We start from the raw sequence: 16,908 nt of genomic DNA, 5'->3' as shown, positions 1-16,908 counted from the left end.
AAGAAGCGGCGCGAAAGTCTTCAGACGACGACGAAATCGGTGAGGCGCCAGACGGCGGCGGAAGCGTCGTAATCGACGACGGCAAGGCCTGCTGTCGGGAAGCCGCCGGGAAGGGCGCCTGCCATCGCCTCATGGCCGATAAGCGCCTCCAGCGCCTGCTCCATGGTTGGATTGTGGCCGACCAGCATAACGGCCGCCTCATCCTGCGCATCGATGATCTCGAGATAGGTATCGACCGTGGCGTTGTAGAGCGCATCGACATACCGCACGTCGAGCGTGACGCCTATCGCCCGGTGGACGGCGCCTGATGTATCGCGGCAGCGCAGCGCCGTCGAACTGATCAGGAGATCGGGACGGTAGCCCTTGTCGGCGGCCTTATCGGCGATGATCTCTGCATCGCCAAAGCCCTTTTCGTTCAGCGGACGGTCGAAATCGCGCTGTCCGGGTTCGGCCCAGGCGGCCTCGGCATGACGCAGGAGATAGATGCGGTTGGGCGGAGGCAGCGGTACGGTCATGGGCAAATCCAGGATCGGGCGGGTCTTTTCAGTAGCGGTTGCGATTGGTCGCCGTCAATCGCCAAGCGGGCCGCAACTGCCTAAAACGTGGCTGACAACACGGCGTTTTGAAGGCGAAGCAAAAAACGGCGGCCGGAATAACCATGACAAAATAGATCGTTAGCCGAAAATTGTAACAGATTTAAAAATCTGTTTACCTGTCGTATTTGGCTTGAATCGCGACTAGCGCTTGGGATATACACCCCGCCAGATGAGATGTTCTTCAGGAGAATCGCGTTGAGTGAGAAGATCGATCTTAGCAATTACGTTCCCTCGGAAGAGGAAGAGTTCATGAACGTAAACCAGCGTGCCTATTTCAGGTCCAAGCTGGTTGCATGGAGAAATGATATCCTTAGAGAAGCGCGCGAGACACTCGACCACCTGGCCGAGGAAAGCGCAAACCATCCTGATCTCGCTGACCGAGCGTCGTCGGAAACAGACCGGGCGATCGAACTTCGCGCCCGTGATCGGCAGAGAAAGCTGATTTCCAAGATCGATGCGGCACTGCAGCGCATCGAAGACGGCACCTACGGCTATTGCGAGGAAACCGGCGAACCGATCGGCCTCAAGCGTCTTGACGCCCGCCCGATCGCGACATTGTCGATCGAGGCGCAGGAGCGTCACGAACGCCGCGAAAAGGTCTATCGCGACGAATGAGAGTTTTCATGCAGGCATGAGAGCAGAATAGGCGCCGCGATCCGATCGCGGCGCCTTTTACAATTACGGCGAGCTCCCGGTCGCCACAGACCGCCACCATTGCTCCCGGCCGGTCTCGGCGGCAAGGTCGACTGCAACCCTGGTGCCGTTCTTGATCCGTCGCCGCAAAACGTCGGCTCGATTCGAATCCGTCCGCAGCATGCCACCATCATGAAGAGCCTGTAGCCGGGTGCGTGAAACTTGCAACTCGGACGCCAGCAGGCGGTCGAGGCGCGTGCTGGATGGAAACGGGACCATCAGTTCGATTTCCAGTCTCGTCCAATTGGCAATCTCCTGCTGCATCTCTTTTGCGATTTCAAATTCGGCAAACTCGTCGACACGCTGCGACTTTCGCCTGAGAGCCTCGAGGTTGAACGCTTCTGCCCGGATCCAATCCGGATCGTTGGACTGCAACGCCTCGAGGACTGCGGGATCGATGTCGCGAACATTCCGGCGCTCGAAGATCGGACGGTTCCACGTCTTTTCGCAGGTCGAGCATTTGTAGATAAGCCAGGCATCGAGCTTGCGGCCATTGGCGTTGAGCCGGATCTTGTCGCTGCATCGGAAAGCTCTGAGGCCCCCGCAGCCGCTGCACACAATCCAGGGCTGGGGCGCTGTTTTCGGCAGAATGGTCCATCGGACCCGAAGGGTATTGCACATATCGTGTTGGTCTTCCGTTCGGAAGTCCACCAGGATGGTGCGTGAGAAAGCCCTTGGGGGCGCGGTGTGGCGATGTTCTGGGCGGCGGAAGAGCTGAGACAGCGGAGCTGCACATGGCACATGTCAACAATGCCAAACCGGTCTCTCGCCACCACCCGATGAACATGTTCATACGCCGTCAGCGTGTCGCCGTCCGGCAGTACGGGTGAAACTGGAGTGAGACCGGAATTTACTTAGGCAAAGTATGACCTCGATGCGCCAACGCTCTTCAACCGGAGCGATAACAAATTATCGGCACAAGATGGAGTCCCCTGGCGCATCGGGAACTGAAAGTCGCCGCATTGCGGCTTTTATGCAACTTGGTGATGAAGGAAGGTCGGACGTGCATTTCCGGTCACTTGTCGCGCCCGATCACTTGTCGCGGTTGACGCTCATCTCGCCGAAGATGCGGGCGACTTCCTTTTGCAGATCGGTATCGGCGCCGGTGATCGGGGCCATTTCCGGATCGCGGCGCGGCAGGTTTCCGGGTTGCGGCGCTCCGGGCCGGGGCGCCTGGTTTGCCGGCGCCGGCACGATGCGTTCAGCCGTCAGATTGTTCGACATTTCCTGTTCCAGCACCCGCTGGAAATCAAGACGGCTCGCTGCTGCCGACTGCGCAGCCGAATCGTCTTCGGCGCTACCTGGTGCGGCGCGTGCGGTCGCCGGCATGTCCTTGACAGGCGGGGCGGAGACTTCGGGTTCGATGCGCTGCTGCGGCAGCACGCGCTGGCGGGCGGCATCGAGGATCTCGGCGGCACTTGAGGTATCGTGGAACGGTGCGGGCTGCGCGGCCGGGGGAGCGACGGGACGCTCCAGCGGACGCGGCTGGGGCGGGATGGCACGCAGAGGATTGTCGCGTTCGGCCGACAGCGGAGCTGTCACGGGCTCTGCTGGAAGAGGGCTCGTGACCACCGGCGGTGCCACGGCCGGCTGAGCTGGCGGTTGGGCCGACGGTTCTGGGCGTGGGCGCGGCTCCGGCGAAACCGGTGCGGAGAAAGTGGGCTCGGCGGCCGGCTCGACACGGGCTGCGACCGGCGGGCGCGGTGGCGAGACCGGCGGTGTTTCCGGCCGCGCGACGGATGCCGGACGCTGATCGACGGATATCGGACGCTGCTCGACGGGCTGCGGGCGGATTGCGCTTTCCGGCTGCTCGGCCGCCGCGGGCAGGATGCGGCTTTCGATGACGATATCGCTCTGGCCGCCGATCATGATCAGGTGCTCGACCTCGTCGCGGCGCACCAGCACCAGCCGGCGACGGGCATCGACGGCTGCGGCATCCAGCACCTGCAGGCGGGGCTGGCGATTGCGGCCGCCGCGCACGAAGGGCGAGGGCGCCCGGCTGCGGATCACCCAGAGCACGATGATGAGCAGGAGAAGCGCCAGACCAACGCCACCGGCGGCAAGCAGGAAACGGCTGCCATAAGCTCCGACAACATCATCCAACATGGTCACTCACTCCATTTCGCATTCGGCACATATTGACGACTTTTCCGTTCCTTAGGCAAGGGCCGCCGATGCTGTCCAGTCACCGGAGAACGCGATTTCGTGTTCCGCTGCTTGGCACCCGGCGACCTTGCGCACGGGTGGCAGCGTTGGGCTTTTGGGGCAGATGGCGCTGTTGCCTGTGAATTCAAGCAGTCTTGCCGGCTAGCGGTGTTTTTGCCGACGCGGCAAATTGCTAAGAAGGAAAGAGTGCCTGATTCCTGCTTCGTGTTCGTGCTACGAAGCGGGAGGGCTTATGTGAGGAATACATGACGAAATCGCGTCAGGCCGACGACTATAACGCACCGCTTGTGGATCGTGGGGGGCGTTCTGGCACGGTCTTGCGCATTCTTCTGCTGGCGCTCGTGCTGATCGCGGCTGCCGGCGCCTTCGTCTTCTTCAAAAAATCGCTCGACAACGAGGTCGTGCTTGGCGGTCTCGGCGTGCTCGCCATGGTCGGCATCTTCTTCCTGGTGTCTTCGGTCATCGGCTTCATCGAAGTGATGCCGCAGCGCCAATCCGACAGCCTGGCGCGCGCCTTCCTCAACAGCCATCCCGACGGTACGCTGATCACCGACGAAAAAGGCCGGATCATCTATGCCAATGCCGCCTATGGCGCGCTGACCGGCGCGCGCAAGGCGACCGAGGTGCAGACGCTGGAAACGCTGCTGTCGCGCCACCGCGAATCCAACGAGGCGCTCTACAGGCTGGTCAACGGGCTGCGCGAGGGCAAGGAAGGCCGGGAGGAATTTCGCCTGCTACGCGCCGTCGGGCCCGGCAGCAACAGCTCCGGCGCGCATTGGTACCGGCTGAAGGCGCGGCTGCTGCAGCCGGAGGAAAACGGCGGCAAGCCGCTGCAGATCTGGCAGATCACCGATATCACGACTGAGCGCGACGACCAGGAGCGCTTCTTCAAGGAATTGCAGAACGCGATCGACTATCTCGACCATGCGCCGGCCGGCTTCTTTTCCGCCGGCAGGAAGGGCGAGATCTTCTACCTGAATGCGACGCTTGCCGAATGGCTGGGCCTCGACCTCACCAAGTTCGTGCCGGGCTCGATGACGATCGGCGATGTCGTGGCGGGCGAGGGACTGGCGCTGATCCAGTCGGTGCAGGCCGAACCGGGCCTGAAGAAGACCGTGACGCTCGATCTCGACTTGCGCAAGAGCAACGGCCAGAGCCTACCGGTGCAGATCATCCATAGCGTCACCTCGATGCGCGACGGCGCACCCGGCGAAAGCCGGACGATCGTGCTGGCGCGTGAAAAGAGCGATGCCGGCGGCCAGTCCGCTTCGGCCGCCGCCATGCGCTTCACACGCTTCTTCAACAATACGCCGATGGCGATCGCCTCGGTCGACGGCAACGGGCGCATCCTGCGGACCAACGCGCCGTTCCTGAAGATGTTCTCCGGCGTCGTCTCGCGCGACGACCTCGAAAAGGCGCCGCATCTTGAAACCATCGTGCAGGAAAGCGACCGGCCACAGCTGGCCGCGGCGCTGGCGGCGGCCAAGGACCGGCAGGGCGACATCGCGCCGCTCGACACCCGCACACCGACCGACGAGGCGCGCTATTTCCGCTTCTATGTCAATGCCGTCATCGACCAGAGCGACGAGGCGCCAGAGGAGGCGGCGATCGTCTATGCCGTCGAGGTGACCGAGCAGAAGGCGCTGGAAGCGCAGATGGCGCAGACGCAGAAGATGAATGCCGTGGGAACGCTCGCCGGCGGCATCGCGCATGATTTCAACAATGTGCTGACGGCGATCCTGCTTTCCTCCGACCACCTGCTTCTGCAGGCGCGGCCCTCGGATGCGAGCTTTGCCGACCTGATAGAGATCAAGCGCAACGCCAACCGCGCCGCGGTGCTGGTGCGCCAGCTGCTCGCCTTCTCGCGCAAGCAGACGATGCGGCCCTCGGTGCTGAACCTTACCGATGTCGTCGGCGACCTGCGCATGCTGGTCGATCGGCTGCTTTCCGGCACCAATGTCAAGCTCGACGTGCAATATGGCCGCGACCTCTGGCCTGTCAAAACAGACCTTTCGCAGTTCGAGCAGGTGCTGATCAATCTCTGCGTCAATGCGCGCGACGCGATGCCCGAGGGTGGCACGCTGACACTGCGCACCCGCAATCTGACCGCCGCCGAGGTCGCGGCCTTCAATTACTCCTACATGCCAGCCGAGGACATGGTGCTGGTCGAAGTCGCCGATAACGGCACCGGCATCGCACCGGAGATCATGGACAAGATCTTCGAGCCGTTCTTCACTACCAAGGATGTCGGCAAGGGCACCGGCCTCGGGCTCGCCATGGTCTACGGCATCGTCAAACAGTCGGGCGGCTACATCCAGCCGGAATCCGAAGTCGGCAAAGGCACGACCTTCCGCGTCTTCCTGCCGCGCCACATTCCGGAGCCGGCGGTGGCCGCCGAAGCAGGTTCGATCGACGGCGCCGTCGCCGGGGCCGAAGTGGTGCCGCTGCCGGTATCGCCGCAGCAGCCGGAAGACCTTACGGGATCGGCCGTCATCCTTCTCGTCGAGGACGAGGAGGCGGTGCGCCGCGGCGGCAAGCGCATGCTGGAAACGCGCGGCTACACCGTGCACGAGGCGGGCTCGGGCGTCGAGGCGCTGGCCATCTTGGAAGAACTCGACGGCAAGGTCGACATCGTCGTCTCCGACGTCGTCATGCCCGAAATGGACGGGCCGACGCTGCTGCGCGAGCTGCGCAAGACCTATCCCGACATGAAATTCATCTTCGTCTCGGGTTACGCCGAAGATGCCTTTGCCCGCAACCTGCCGCCGGAAGCGAAATTTGGCTTCCTGCCGAAGCCGTTTTCGCTGAAACAGCTCGCTGTTGTGGTGAAGGAGACGTTGGACGGGTGAGGGAAGGGATGGTTGTCGGGGAAGCTGTGCCGTGCAAGCCCCCACAGGTGGGGAGATCGGCTGGGCGCACCGGCTTCCCAACCAAGTATCCATTGCAGTTCGGCGAAGCGTTGATGTGATGCGAAGTTTTCGCCGCTTGTAATCTCCCCACCTGTGGGGGAGATGCCCGGCGGGGTGTCCGACCCGGATAGATAGGTAACAGAACGGACCGTTTACATAGGTGACAGTTCTCTGACAGCCGGGAGGACCCGGCGATGGTTTGGAGAGAGACTGGCATCATGGACGAGCGGCTGCGCTTTGTTGGGGAATGTCTTGCGGGCGAGGAGACGATGACGGCGCTGTGTGCTGCCTACGGGATATCGCGCAAGACGGGCTACAAATGGTTGGAGCGGTATCGGGCGCTCGGGCCTGCGGGGCTTATCGACCTGCCGCGGGCGCCGCTTGAGCACGGGCGGGCAACGGCGGCGGAGCTGGTGGCGCGGATCGTGGCGGAGAAGGAGGCGAATCCGCAGTGGGGGCCGAAGAAGGTGCTGGCGCGGCTGAAGCGGTCGGCGCCGCAGCTTTGCTGGCCGGCGGCCTCGACGATAGGCGAGATCCTGAAGCGCCACGGGCTGGTCGGGCGCCGGCGGCATCGCTGGCGGGCGGCTGGTTGCGGCCCGTTCGCACCGGCCAACGGGCCCAATGCGGTGTGGAGCGCCGATTACAAGGGCTGGTTCCGGACCCGCGATGGGCGGCGCTGCGAGCCACTGACGGTGATGGATACGGCGAGCCGCTTTCTGCTGGCGCTGCAAGCCTGCGCGACGCCGGCCGAGGCAGAGGCCTGGCCGGTGTTCGAGCGGCTGTTTGCCGAGCACGGACTGCCGGAGCGCTTTCGCAGCGACAACGGTTCGCCCTTCGCGGCGATTGGCGTCACCGGGCTGACGACGCTTGCTGTGCGGTTCATCAAGCTCGGCATCGGCCTGGAGCGCATCCAGCCGGGCAAACCGCAGCAGAACGGCCGCCACGAACGCTTCCATCTGACGATGCTGCCGCTGGCCATGGCGCCGGAGGTCGACCATGCCGCGCAGCAGGCGGTCTTTGACGCATTTCGCCAGAATTACAACGCCGAGCGTCCACACGAGGCGCTCGCTATGGACGTGCCTGCTGATCATTACCGACCGTCACTGCGGCGCCTGCCCGACCGCCTGCCTGAACCGGACTATCCGGCCGAGGCGGCGGTGCGCCGGGTGCGCTCCAATGGCGAGATCAAATGGAACGGCGACCTCGTCTATGTCGCAGCAGCGCTGGCCGGCGAGGTCGTGGCGATCGAGGAGAATGAAGCGGGCATCTGGACGCTACGCTTCCATGCCCATCCGCTCGGCATCATCGACAGGAAGACCAAGCGGCTTGTCCGCCCCAGCGCCCTGCAACCCCGACCAGCCGGCGCAGGGGCGGACACTGGTTTACAAGGGGGAGAACTGTAACCCATCTATCCGGTTCAATCTGTTACCCATCTATCGGCTGGACACAGGCAGAGGGGGCTGGAACGGCACCACCTATCTGATGAAGCGATTCCAGCTACCCCATCACACCGCTCATTCCCCCAGCGCCACCGCGATCTCCGCGGCAAGCCGTGCATTGTTCTCAACCAGCGCAATATTGGTCTTCAGGCTCTGGCCGTCCGTTAGGTCGAAGATGGTCGACAGAAGATAAGGTGTTACCGCCTTGCCGGTGACTTCGTCACGCTCGGCGCTGTCGAGCGCCCGCTCGATATAGATTTCCATCTCCTCGCGCGCGATCTCGTCGGCCTCGGGCACGGGGTTGGCAACGAGCATGCCGCCGTCGACGCCGAGTTGTTCGCGCACCGTCTGGAAATTGGCGATGGCGGCCGGGCTGTTCAGCGACAGCGGGCTGCGGATGCCCGAGGAGCGCGACCAGAAGGCGGGGAATTCCTCGCTCTCATAGGTGACGACAGGCACGCCGCGGGTTTCCAGCACTTCCAGCGTCTTTGGAATGTCGAGGATTGCCTTGGCGCCGGCGCAGACGACGATGACGCCGGTGCGCGCGAGTTCCTCGAGATCGGCTGATATATCGAAGCTTTCCTCGGCGCCGCGATGCACGCCGCCGATGCCGCCTGTGGCAAAGACGCGGATGCCGGCACGCGCCGCCGCGATCATCGTCGCCGCGACCGTGGTGGCGCCGGTGCGGCGCTCGGCGATGGCGAAGGCGAGATCGGCGCGCGACACCTTCATCACTTCGGTTGCCCTGGCGAGTTGTTCTAGTTCCGCAGCCTCAAGGCCGATATGCAGCGTGCCGTGAATGACGGCGATCGTTGCCGGCACCGCACCCTGTTCGCGGATGATCGCCTCGACGCTGCGGGCCATCTCGATATTGCCGGGATAGGGCATGCCGTGGGTGATGATCGTCGATTCCAGCGCCACCAGCGGCGCGCCGCGCTGCTTGGCGCTGGCGACTTCCTTCGAATAGGCGATCGGCAGAAGAGGGGAGATGGGCTTGGTCATGGTCTTGTCCTGTGATCGACAGAGCATGATGCCGAAGTGCGAGCGGTTTTCGGACGACATCATGCTCAACTATTTAATCAGCCGCTTCAATGCAGAATTCTGACCTTGGGAACAAGGGCAAGCGCCTCATTCAGCAGATCGGGCGTCAGATTTTCGTTGACGGCATGCCGCGACTGGACGGTCAGCGTGGCGGCTGCTGTGCCGTGACGAACGGCTTCTTCGAGCGGCAAGCCTGATATCAATGCGGCGAGCGTGCCGGCCGCAAGGGAATCGCCGGCACCCGTGACATCGGCGACGGTGTCGGCAATCGGCGGCTGCAACGTCACGGCGCGGCCCTCGCAAAGTGCGACCAGCTCGCGCCGGCCGCGGGTGACGACGGCGTTCCTGATGCCGATCTCGTTCAGCAAAGGTAGCCAGCCGGCGGCGTCTTCCGGCCGCTCGCCAGCAAGGGCGGCAGCTTCAGCCTCATTCAGGAACAGGTAGTCGATATCCCCGATGCAGGGCTTCAGCCTGACGACCTTGGCCGGCGAGATGGCGATTGCCGCGACGGGCTTGCCTAGCGAACGTGCCTTTGCGACGATCGCCGCGATCGTCTCTTCCGGCAGGTTGGCGTCGACGAGGATGAAATCATGCGCGGCGAAGGCCTCCCGCACCCAGCGGATGGAGAGACGCCGCGGCACGAAGAAGCGGTAAAGATCCATGTCGGCAAGGGCGATCACCAGATTGCCGTCCTTCTCGATGATCGCCGTGTAGCTCGGCGTCTTGCGGTCGAGGAAAACGAAGGGCCGGTCGTCGATGCCGGCGAAATCGGCAGCTTCTCCGACCGTCTCGCCCATCGGATCGCCGCCGCGCGGCGAGATCATCGTCACCTGAAAACCGAGCCTTGCCAGGTTGCGCGCCGCATTGAAGCCACCGCCGCCCGGCTCCTCGAACCAGATGCCGGGATTGCTGGCGCCAGGCGCCGTCTCGCCGGAGATACGGCCGCGCCGATCGATATGGGCGCCGCCGAGAACGAGAATCTTTTTCTTCATCCGAGCCGCTCTCCCGATGCCCGAAAGGCGAATCGATGCGATGCGCCTTGCGCCGCTCGTGCCAGCACTTCGAACCTAAGTCGTTGCTTTTCATCGATAAAACAAATACAGAACACGGGTCGTTTTACCTTTTTCTTTCAATTATTTGATCGCCTATTGCGAAAATGGAACAAATAGGGTACAAACTCGACATTGCTAGAGCGGCTTCAATAACCTAAAGGTGGATCGGATGTCTCAGAATTCATTGCGGCTGGTAGAGGACAAATCGGTGGACAAAAGCAAGGCGCTTGAAGCGGCACTCTCACAGATAGAGCGGTCGTTCGGCAAGGGCTCGATCATGAAACTCGGCTCCAACGAGAATGTTGTCGAGATCGAGACGATCTCGACCGGCTCGCTTGGCCTCGATATTGCACTCGGCGTTGGTGGCCTGCCGAGGGGCCGCATCGTCGAAATCTACGGGCCGGAAAGCTCCGGTAAGACGACGCTTGCATTGCAGACGATTGCCGAAGCGCAGAAGAAGGGTGGCATCTGCGCCTTCGTCGATGCCGAACATGCGCTCGATCCCGTCTATGCCCGCAAGCTTGGCGTCGACCTACAGAACCTTTTGATCTCGCAGCCCGATACCGGCGAGCAGGCGCTCGAAATCACCGATACGCTGGTGCGCTCCGGCGCCGTCGACGTTCTCGTCGTCGACTCGGTCGCGGCCCTGACGCCGCGTGCCGAAATCGAAGGCGAGATGGGCGACAGCCTTCCCGGCCTGCAGGCACGACTGATGAGCCAGGCGCTGCGCAAGCTCACCGCTTCGATCTCGAAGTCGAACACCATGGTGATCTTCATCAACCAGATCCGCATGAAGATCGGCGTCATGTTCGGCTCGCCGGAAACGACGACGGGCGGCAATGCGCTGAAATTCTACGCCTCCGTGCGCCTCGACATCCGCCGCATCGGCGCGGTCAAGGAGCGCGAAGAGGTGATCGGCAACCAGACCCGCGTCAAGGTCGTCAAGAACAAGATGGCGCCGCCCTTCAAGCAGGTCGAGTTCGACATAATGTATGGCGAGGGTGTTTCCAAGACCGGCGAACTGGTCGATCTCGGCGTCAAGGCCGGCATCGTCGAAAAATCGGGCGCCTGGTTCTCCTATAACAGCCAGCGCCTCGGCCAGGGCCGCGAAAACGCCAAGACCTTCCTGCGCGATAATCCGGATCTCGCCCGCGAGATCGAACTGTCGCTGCGCCAGAATGCCGGCCTGATCGCCGACCGCTTCCTGCAGAACGGCGGACCGGAGCCCGATGACGGCGATGGCGATGCCTCCGCGGAAATGTAATTTTCGCGCTTAAACTCATCGGACAGTTCCAACCGGCCGCATTCCTGATGAGAATGCGGCCGGTTTTGTTTGTCTGCTGGACAGTGGCGGGGGCGAACGTTAAAAGCCGATGGATTTGTATTTACCTGCCTCCGGCAGCATTGAAGGGCATAGCATGAGCGGCGTGAACGATATCCGGTCGACCTTCCTCGACTATTTCAAGAAGAACGGCCATGAGATCGTTCCGTCGAGCCCGCTCGTGCCGCGCAACGACCCGACGCTGATGTTCACCAATGCCGGCATGGTGCAGTTCAAGAACGTCTTCACCGGCCTCGAAAAGCGTCCCTATTCGACGGCGACGACTTCGCAGAAATGCGTGCGAGCCGGCGGCAAGCACAACGACCTCGATAATGTCGGCTATACTGCACGCCACCTGACCTTCTTCGAGATGCTCGGCAACTTCTCCTTCGGCGACTATTTCAAGGAGAATGCGATCGAGCTTGCCTGGAAGCTCGTCACTGAGGGCTTCGACCTTCCGAAGAACCGCCTGCTGGTGACCGTCTATTCCGAGGACGAGGAAGCTGCGACGCTGTGGAAGAAAATCGCCGGCTTTTCCGACGACAAGATCATCCGCATCCCAACCTCTGACAATTTCTGGCAGATGGGTGATACCGGCCCCTGCGGCCCGTGCTCGGAAATCTTCATCGACCAGGGTGAGAATGTTTGGGGCGGCCCTCCGGGCTCCCCGGAGGAAGATGGCGACCGGTTCCTGGAATTCTGGAACCTCGTCTTCATGCAGTTCGAGCAGACCGCACCCGGCGAGCGCTCGCCGCTGCCGCGTCCGTCGATCGATACCGGCATGGGCCTGGAGCGCATGGCCGCCGTTCTGCAGGGCGTTCAGAGCGTATTCGACACCGATCTCTTCCGCACGCTGATCGGCACCATCGAGGACACGATGGGCGTCAAGGCGGAAGGCAGCGCCAGCCACCGCGTCATTGCCGACCATCTGCGCTCCTCGGCCTTCCTGATCGCCGACGGCGTGCTTCCGTCGAATGAGGGCCGCGGTTATGTGCTGCGCCGCATCATGCGCCGCGCCATGCGCCATGCACAGCTGCTCGGCGCCAAGGAGCCGCTGGTCTACAAGCTGCTGCCGACGCTGGTGCAGCAGATGGGCCGCGCCTATCCCGAACTGGTGCGCGCCGAGGCGCTGATCTCGGAAACGCTGAAGCTGGAGGAAAACCGCTTCCGCAAGACGTTGGAACGCGGCCTGTCGCTTCTGTCGGACGCGACAACGGATCTTTCCAAGGGCGATATGCTGGATGGTGAGACCGCCTTCAAGCTCTACGACACTTACGGCTTCCCGCTCGATCTGACGCAGGATGCACTGCGTGCCCGTGAGATCGGCGTCGACATCTCCGGCTTCACCGATGCGATGCAGCGCCAAAAGGCCGAAGCCCGCTCGCACTGGGCCGGTTCCGGCGAGAAGGCGACGGAAACCATCTGGTTCGAGCTCAAGGAAAAACACGGTGCTACCGAATTCCTGGGCTACGACACCGAAACGGCTGAAGGCGTCGTGCAGGCGATCGTCAAAGAGGGCGCGGTTTCGACCGAGGCCAAGGCCGGCGACAAGGTGCAGATCGTCGTCAGCCAGACGCCGTTCTACGGCGAATCCGGTGGCCAGATGGGCGATACCGGCGTGATCTCGTCCGACCACGGCAAGATCGAGATTTCAGATACGCAGAAGAGGGGCGAAGGTCTGTTCGTGCATCAGGGTACCGTCGTCGACGGCGTGTTCAAGGATGGCGATGCGGTCGTGCTGACCGTCGATCATGCCCGCCGGTCGCGCCTGCGCGCCAACCATTCTGCGACCCACCTGCTGCACGAGGCGCTGCGCGAGGTGCTCGGCACCCATGTTGCCCAGAAGGGCTCGCTGGTCGCGCCCGAGCGCTTGCGTTTCGACGTTTCGCATCCGAAGCCGATGTCGGCCGAGGAACTGAAGATCGTCGAGGATATGGCAAACGAGATCGTGCTGCAGAATTCGCCGGTTACCACGCGGCTGATGAGCGTCGACGATGCGATCGCCGAAGGCGCGATGGCGCTGTTCGGCGAAAAATACGGCGATGAAGTCCGGGTCGTGGCGATGGGCGAGGGTGTGCGTGGCGCCAAGGCCGGCAAAGCCTATTCGATCGAACTCTGCGGCGGCACGCATGTCGGGGCCACCGGCCAGATCGGCCTGATCCGCGTTCTCGGCGAAAGCGCCGTCGGCGCCGGCGTTCGCCGCATCGAGGCCGTCACCGGCGAATCGGCGCGCGAATATCTGGCCGAACAGGACGAACGCGTAAAGACGCTTGCCGCCTCGCTGAAGGTGCAGCCGGGCGAGGTGCTGTCGCGTGTCGAAGCGCTGATGGACGAGCGCCGCAAGCTCGAAAAGGAACTGGCTGACGCCAAGCGCAAACTCGCCATGGGCGGTGGGCAGGGCGGCTCGGTCGATGCCGTGCGCGAAGTCGCCGGCGTCAAGTTCCTCGGCAAGGCGATTTCGGGCGTCGATCCCAAGGATTTGAAGGGGCTTGCCGATGACGGCAAGACCAGCATCGGGTCGGGCGTCGTCGCGCTCGTCGGCGTGTCCGACGACGGCAAGGCAAGTGCTGTGGTGGCGGTGACACCGGATCTGGTGCAGCGCTACAGCGCCGTCGATCTCGTCCGCATCGCATCTGCCGCCCTCGGCGGCAAGGGCGGCGGCGGCCGCCCCGACATGGCGCAGGCAGGCGGCCCCGACGGATCGAAGGCCGGTGAAGCGATTGAGGCGGTTGCCGTGGCACTAGCCGGCTGAGCTGCCGCCTGACAACAGTTTGAAATTCAAACCGGTTGCGAGATCACGGATTTCGCAGCCGGTTTTGTTTTTAGCGCCGTGGTCCCTCGATGTTCAGTTTCGCGGCTGCAATGCCAGGCGGCAGGCGAGCCCGGTGAAGACCGTTGCCAGAATGTATTGCGGTAACTTCGGGAAACGGCTCGCCGACTGGAGTCTCGAACGGATCGTGCTTCCGAGGAAAATCACGGCGCCATTCACGACGAGGCCGATTCCGTTCAGGATGCTTGCAAGTATCAGCATCTGCATCGTCAGCGGCCCGGCTGACGCATTCACGAATTGTGGAAAGAGCGCCATGACGAAGAGCGCCATCTTCGGATTGAGCAGATTGGTGGCAAGGCCCGCAAAGAAGATACGCCGGCCCGACAGCCGCTTCAGCGTCGATGCCGGCTGAAAGGCGACGCCTTCCGAGCGGACCGTCTTGTAGGCGAGATAGAGAAGATAGCAACAGCCGGCCCAGCGCACAGTTTCATAGGCGGCCGGCACGGTCATGAAGAGCTGCGACAGCCCAAAGGCTGCGGCAAGGGCGTGGCAATAGGTGCCGAGCGCGATGCCGGCATAGGTCAGGAAGCCGGCAGCGCGTCCCTGGCTGATGCTGCGGGAGGCGATCAGCAGCATGTCGGGACCGGGCGTGGCGGTCAGCACCAGCGCTGCGGCGGCAAAGAGCATTAATGTTGAAAAATCCGGCATCTATCATTCCTTTTGGGTTCGAGCCGGAATTCCGGTCTACGCAGGATTCGCCGAAGGTTCAAGTCAGCAGGATTTGTCAAATCGGGATATGGTTCTCTGCGGTCGATCGATTTGCACGAGGTTCCGACATGAATGGCGAAACGGCATGGGCACTTTATGAAAACCGTCTGAGACGAGTTTCGGCCTATATTCACGACCACCTCGACGAGGAGTTGGATATGGAGCGCCTTGCCGAGATCGCCTGCATGTCGAGCTATCACTGGCACAGGATCTACCGGGCGATTTACGGCGAGACGCTGGCGGTGACCGTCAAGCGGCTCAGGCTGCATCGCGCGGCGGGCGAGATCGTCCGCACGGAGCTTGCCGTCAGCGAAATTGCGAAGCGATCAGGCTATCCCAATCTCCAATCCTTCAATCGTATCTTCAAGTCGGTCTACGGCATGCCGCCGGCCCGCTATCGGAAAGAGGGAAGCCACACAACCTTCGAACCCTCACCTGACGGAAAGACCAAAGCCATGTTAGACGTTACCATACGCGAGATCGGGCCGATCGAGTTGATCGGCGTTGCCCATACCGGCTCCTACATGCAGATCGACAAGGCTTTCGAGACACTGTTCGGCACGCTTTATGCCCGCGGCCTCGCCAAGCCCGACATGCGGATGATCGGCGTCTATCTCGACGATCCCGATCTTGTGCCGGAGGAAAAGCTGCGCTCGATCGCCTGCGTCACCGGCGCTGCCGAAGTGCCGGCGGCGGTACCCTTGGAGCGGCGCACGATCGACGGCGGCGATTATGCGGTGCTGCGCCACAGGGGTCCCTATGCCGACATGTCCAAGTCCTATCAGTGGCTCTTTGCCGAATGGCTGCCTAAATCCGGTCGGCAGCTGAAGGACAGGGTCATGTTCGAGGAATATCTCAACAATCCGCGCGAGGTGCCGCCGACCGAGCTTTTGACGGACATTCACATACCGCTTGTCTAAAGTCGTCGATCGGGGGCGCGGCGGATCTGCCGCGTCCCTGGACGGTCAGGCGACCTTTCGCGTCCTGGAATTTTCAAGCGGCCTGCATGGTCTTGATGGCTTCGTCATCAAGGGCGTTTGCCCGCTTGTAGGCCTCGCGCTCGCTGATGCGGCCGACATAGTCGAGGAAGGCCTGGCGTCTTTCGATGCCGCCGAAGCCGATGCCCCAGCCGATATGGGAGCCGACATAGACGTCGGCGGCGGTGAAACGCTCGCCGGTGATGTAGGTCGAAGCGGAGACGGCTTTCTCAAGCGTATCCATGACGTCGCCGAAACCGCCGCAGCCGGCCATGCGCAGCCGCTCTTTGGGAATTTCGAAGCCGAGAGCCTTCATCGTCACCGCCGATTCGAGCGGGCCGGCGGCAAAGAACATCCAGCGGTAATAGCGGGCGCGCTCCTCCGGTCTCGGCGCCAGGGCCTTTTCGGGGAAGGTCTCGGCCAGATAGGCGCAGATCGCCGCGCATTCGGTGACGATTGTGTCGCCGTGGCGGATTGCCGGCACCTTGCCCATCGGATTGACCGCGAGATATTCCGGCGCCTTCATGGTTTCGCCGAAGGTCAGGAATTCGGTGCGATAGGGCTGGCCGATCTCCTCCAGCATCCAGCGCGCGATGCGGCCGCGCGACATCGGGTTCGTATAGAATACCAATTCTTCGGTCATGACGTCCTCCTCGTGTTGCCGTTATTGGTCCCACGGAATCAATAGCGCAGCGATGGCCGCCTGCAAGTCCCGGCCGCTAGAGCGCCTTGCGATATTGGATGAAGCCGGAGCGCTCGGCGATCCTGTCATAGAGCCGGCGGGCCGTTGCATTGGTTTCGTGGGTCATCCAATAGAGCCTGCCTGCGCCGTTGGCGCGGGCGAGGTCGGCGACGGCCTCGATCAAAGCGGCCCCGGTGCCGAGCCCGCGCTGGCTGTTGTCGACATAGAGATCCTGCAGATAGCAGGTCCATTGCGGCAGCCAGCAGGAGCGGTGAAAGATGGCATGGACGATGCCGACAAGCTGGCCGTCTTCATCGAAGGCGCCGAGCGCATGCATCGGTTCGTCAGGATCCTGGAAACGAGCCCAGGTGAGATCCGTGGTTTCGGGCGGGATGACCACTTCATAGAACCGCTGATAGGCCTCCCAAAGGGGTTCCCAAGCGGCTCGGTCAAAGGGTTCGAGCGGTCGCAGGATGACCGTCATCGGTTCATTC

At 62.6% G+C, this 16,908-nt stretch carries 14 protein-coding genes; 6 read left to right on the top strand and 8 right to left on the bottom strand.

Annotated elements, in window-relative coordinates; genetic code table 11:
- Nucleotides 1-20 precede the first annotated feature (20 nt).
- Complete coding sequence (locus BA011_RS08605; RefSeq protein WP_065280130.1) at nt 21-515, bottom strand: SixA phosphatase family protein; 495 nt, start codon at nt 513-515, stop codon at nt 21-23.
- 276 nt (nt 516-791) lie between these two features.
- Between BA011_RS08605 and dksA the strand changes: the two genes are divergently transcribed.
- Complete coding sequence (gene dksA / locus BA011_RS08600) at nt 792-1,211, top strand: RNA polymerase-binding protein DksA (RefSeq protein WP_003540142.1); 420 nt, start codon at nt 792-794, stop codon at nt 1,209-1,211.
- A gap of 63 nt (nt 1,212-1,274) precedes the next feature.
- Here the strand turns inward: dksA and BA011_RS08595 are convergent, their stop codons facing one another.
- Nucleotides 1,275-1,910 (bottom strand): DUF1062 domain-containing protein, encoded by a 636-nt coding sequence (locus tag BA011_RS08595; protein ID WP_065280129.1) that lies wholly within the window; start codon nt 1,908-1,910, stop codon nt 1,275-1,277.
- Nucleotides 1,911-2,321: 411 nt separating this feature from the next.
- Nucleotides 2,322-3,401 carry a flagellar biosynthetic protein FliO gene (locus BA011_RS08590; RefSeq protein WP_065280128.1) on the bottom strand — a complete coding sequence of 360 codons (1,080 nt, stop codon included), beginning with the start codon at nt 3,399-3,401 and terminating at the stop codon, nt 2,322-2,324.
- Nucleotides 3,402-3,700: 299 nt separating this feature from the next.
- Between BA011_RS08590 and cckA the strand changes: the two genes are divergently transcribed.
- Entirely contained in the window at nt 3,701-6,304 is a 2,604-nt protein-coding gene (gene cckA / locus BA011_RS08585; RefSeq protein WP_065280127.1) for a cell cycle histidine kinase CckA, read from the top strand.
- A 254-nt stretch (nt 6,305-6,558) separates the two neighbouring features.
- On the top strand, nt 6,559-7,767 hold the full coding sequence (locus BA011_RS08580) for a helix-turn-helix domain-containing protein (RefSeq protein WP_065278963.1): 1,209 nt from the start codon (nt 6,559-6,561) through the stop codon (nt 7,765-7,767).
- Between the two features lie 111 nt (nt 7,768-7,878).
- Here the strand turns inward: BA011_RS08580 and BA011_RS08575 are convergent, their stop codons facing one another.
- The gene (locus tag BA011_RS08575; protein WP_065282457.1) at nt 7,879-8,805 is read right to left on the bottom strand and encodes a pseudouridine-5'-phosphate glycosidase; all 927 of its coding nucleotides are present in this window, start codon (nt 8,803-8,805) and stop codon (nt 7,879-7,881) included.
- A gap of 86 nt (nt 8,806-8,891) precedes the next feature.
- On the bottom strand, nt 8,892-9,836 hold the full coding sequence (locus tag BA011_RS08570; protein ID WP_065280126.1) for a carbohydrate kinase family protein: 945 nt from the start codon (nt 9,834-9,836) through the stop codon (nt 8,892-8,894).
- Between the two features lie 229 nt (nt 9,837-10,065).
- Here BA011_RS08570 and recA point away from each other — a divergent pair, with 229 nt between their 5' ends.
- Together recA and alaS are read left to right on the top strand one after the other, a co-directional pair.
- Entirely contained in the window at nt 10,066-11,160 is a 1,095-nt protein-coding gene (gene recA, locus BA011_RS08565) for a recombinase RecA (RefSeq protein ID WP_012757658.1), read from the top strand.
- 154 nt (nt 11,161-11,314) lie between these two features.
- Nucleotides 11,315-13,969 carry an alanine--tRNA ligase gene (alaS, locus tag BA011_RS08560; protein WP_065280125.1) on the top strand — a complete coding sequence of 885 codons (2,655 nt, stop codon included), beginning with the start codon at nt 11,315-11,317 and terminating at the stop codon, nt 13,967-13,969.
- 93 nt (nt 13,970-14,062) lie between these two features.
- On the opposite strand, the gene BA011_RS08555 is transcribed toward alaS, so the two are convergent.
- On the bottom strand, nt 14,063-14,695 hold the full coding sequence (locus tag BA011_RS08555; RefSeq protein WP_065280124.1) for a LysE family translocator: 633 nt from the start codon (nt 14,693-14,695) through the stop codon (nt 14,063-14,065).
- Nucleotides 14,696-14,823: 128 nt separating this feature from the next.
- On the opposite strand from BA011_RS08555, the gene BA011_RS08550 reads away from it, so the two are divergent.
- Complete coding sequence (locus BA011_RS08550; RefSeq protein ID WP_065280123.1) at nt 14,824-15,675, top strand: AraC family transcriptional regulator; 852 nt, start codon at nt 14,824-14,826, stop codon at nt 15,673-15,675.
- Between the two features lie 73 nt (nt 15,676-15,748).
- On the opposite strand, the gene BA011_RS08545 is transcribed toward BA011_RS08550, so the two are convergent.
- Both BA011_RS08545 and BA011_RS08540 read right to left on the bottom strand, forming a co-directional pair.
- Nucleotides 15,749-16,375: a glutathione S-transferase family protein gene (locus BA011_RS08545; protein ID WP_065280122.1), complete on the bottom strand. Its 627-nt coding sequence runs from the start codon at nt 16,373-16,375 to the stop codon at nt 15,749-15,751.
- A 76-nt stretch (nt 16,376-16,451) separates the two neighbouring features.
- A complete protein-coding gene (locus BA011_RS08540) occupies nt 16,452-16,898 on the bottom strand; it encodes a GNAT family N-acetyltransferase (protein ID WP_065280121.1) in 447 nt (148 codons plus the stop codon).
- Between the last annotated feature and the right edge of the window lie 10 nt (nt 16,899-16,908).

Origin of the sequence: Rhizobium leguminosarum, from assembly GCF_001679785.1 — a bacterium.
Classification (GTDB): domain Bacteria; phylum Pseudomonadota; class Alphaproteobacteria; order Rhizobiales; family Rhizobiaceae; genus Rhizobium; species Rhizobium leguminosarum_R.
Note: the sequence above shows the minus strand (reverse complement) of the source record. Positions and strands in the feature narration are given on the sequence as shown.

Coding starts and splice junctions, on each gene's coding strand:
- BA011_RS08605 (WP_065280130.1), bottom strand. CDS start 515: ATGACCGTACCGCTGCCTCCGCCCAACCGCATCTATCTCCTGCGTCAT.
- BA011_RS08595 (WP_065280129.1), bottom strand. CDS start 1,910: ATGTGCAATACCCTTCGGGTCCGATGGACCATTCTGCCGAAAACAGCG.
- cckA (WP_065280127.1), top strand. CDS start 3,701: ATGACGAAATCGCGTCAGGCCGACGACTATAACGCACCGCTTGTGGAT.
- BA011_RS08580 (WP_065278963.1), top strand. CDS start 6,559: ATGGTTTGGAGAGAGACTGGCATCATGGACGAGCGGCTGCGCTTTGTT.
- BA011_RS08575 (WP_065282457.1), bottom strand. CDS start 8,805: ATGACCAAGCCCATCTCCCCTCTTCTGCCGATCGCCTATTCGAAGGAA.
- BA011_RS08570 (WP_065280126.1), bottom strand. CDS start 9,836: ATGAAGAAAAAGATTCTCGTTCTCGGCGGCGCCCATATCGATCGGCGC.
- recA (WP_012757658.1), top strand. CDS start 10,066: ATGTCTCAGAATTCATTGCGGCTGGTAGAGGACAAATCGGTGGACAAA.
- alaS (WP_065280125.1), top strand. CDS start 11,315: ATGAGCGGCGTGAACGATATCCGGTCGACCTTCCTCGACTATTTCAAG.
- BA011_RS08555 (WP_065280124.1), bottom strand. CDS start 14,695: ATGCCGGATTTTTCAACATTAATGCTCTTTGCCGCCGCAGCGCTGGTG.
- BA011_RS08550 (WP_065280123.1), top strand. CDS start 14,824: ATGAATGGCGAAACGGCATGGGCACTTTATGAAAACCGTCTGAGACGA.
- BA011_RS08545 (WP_065280122.1), bottom strand. CDS start 16,375: ATGACCGAAGAATTGGTATTCTATACGAACCCGATGTCGCGCGGCCGC.
- BA011_RS08540 (WP_065280121.1), bottom strand. CDS start 16,898: ATGACGGTCATCCTGCGACCGCTCGAACCCTTTGACCGAGCCGCTTGG.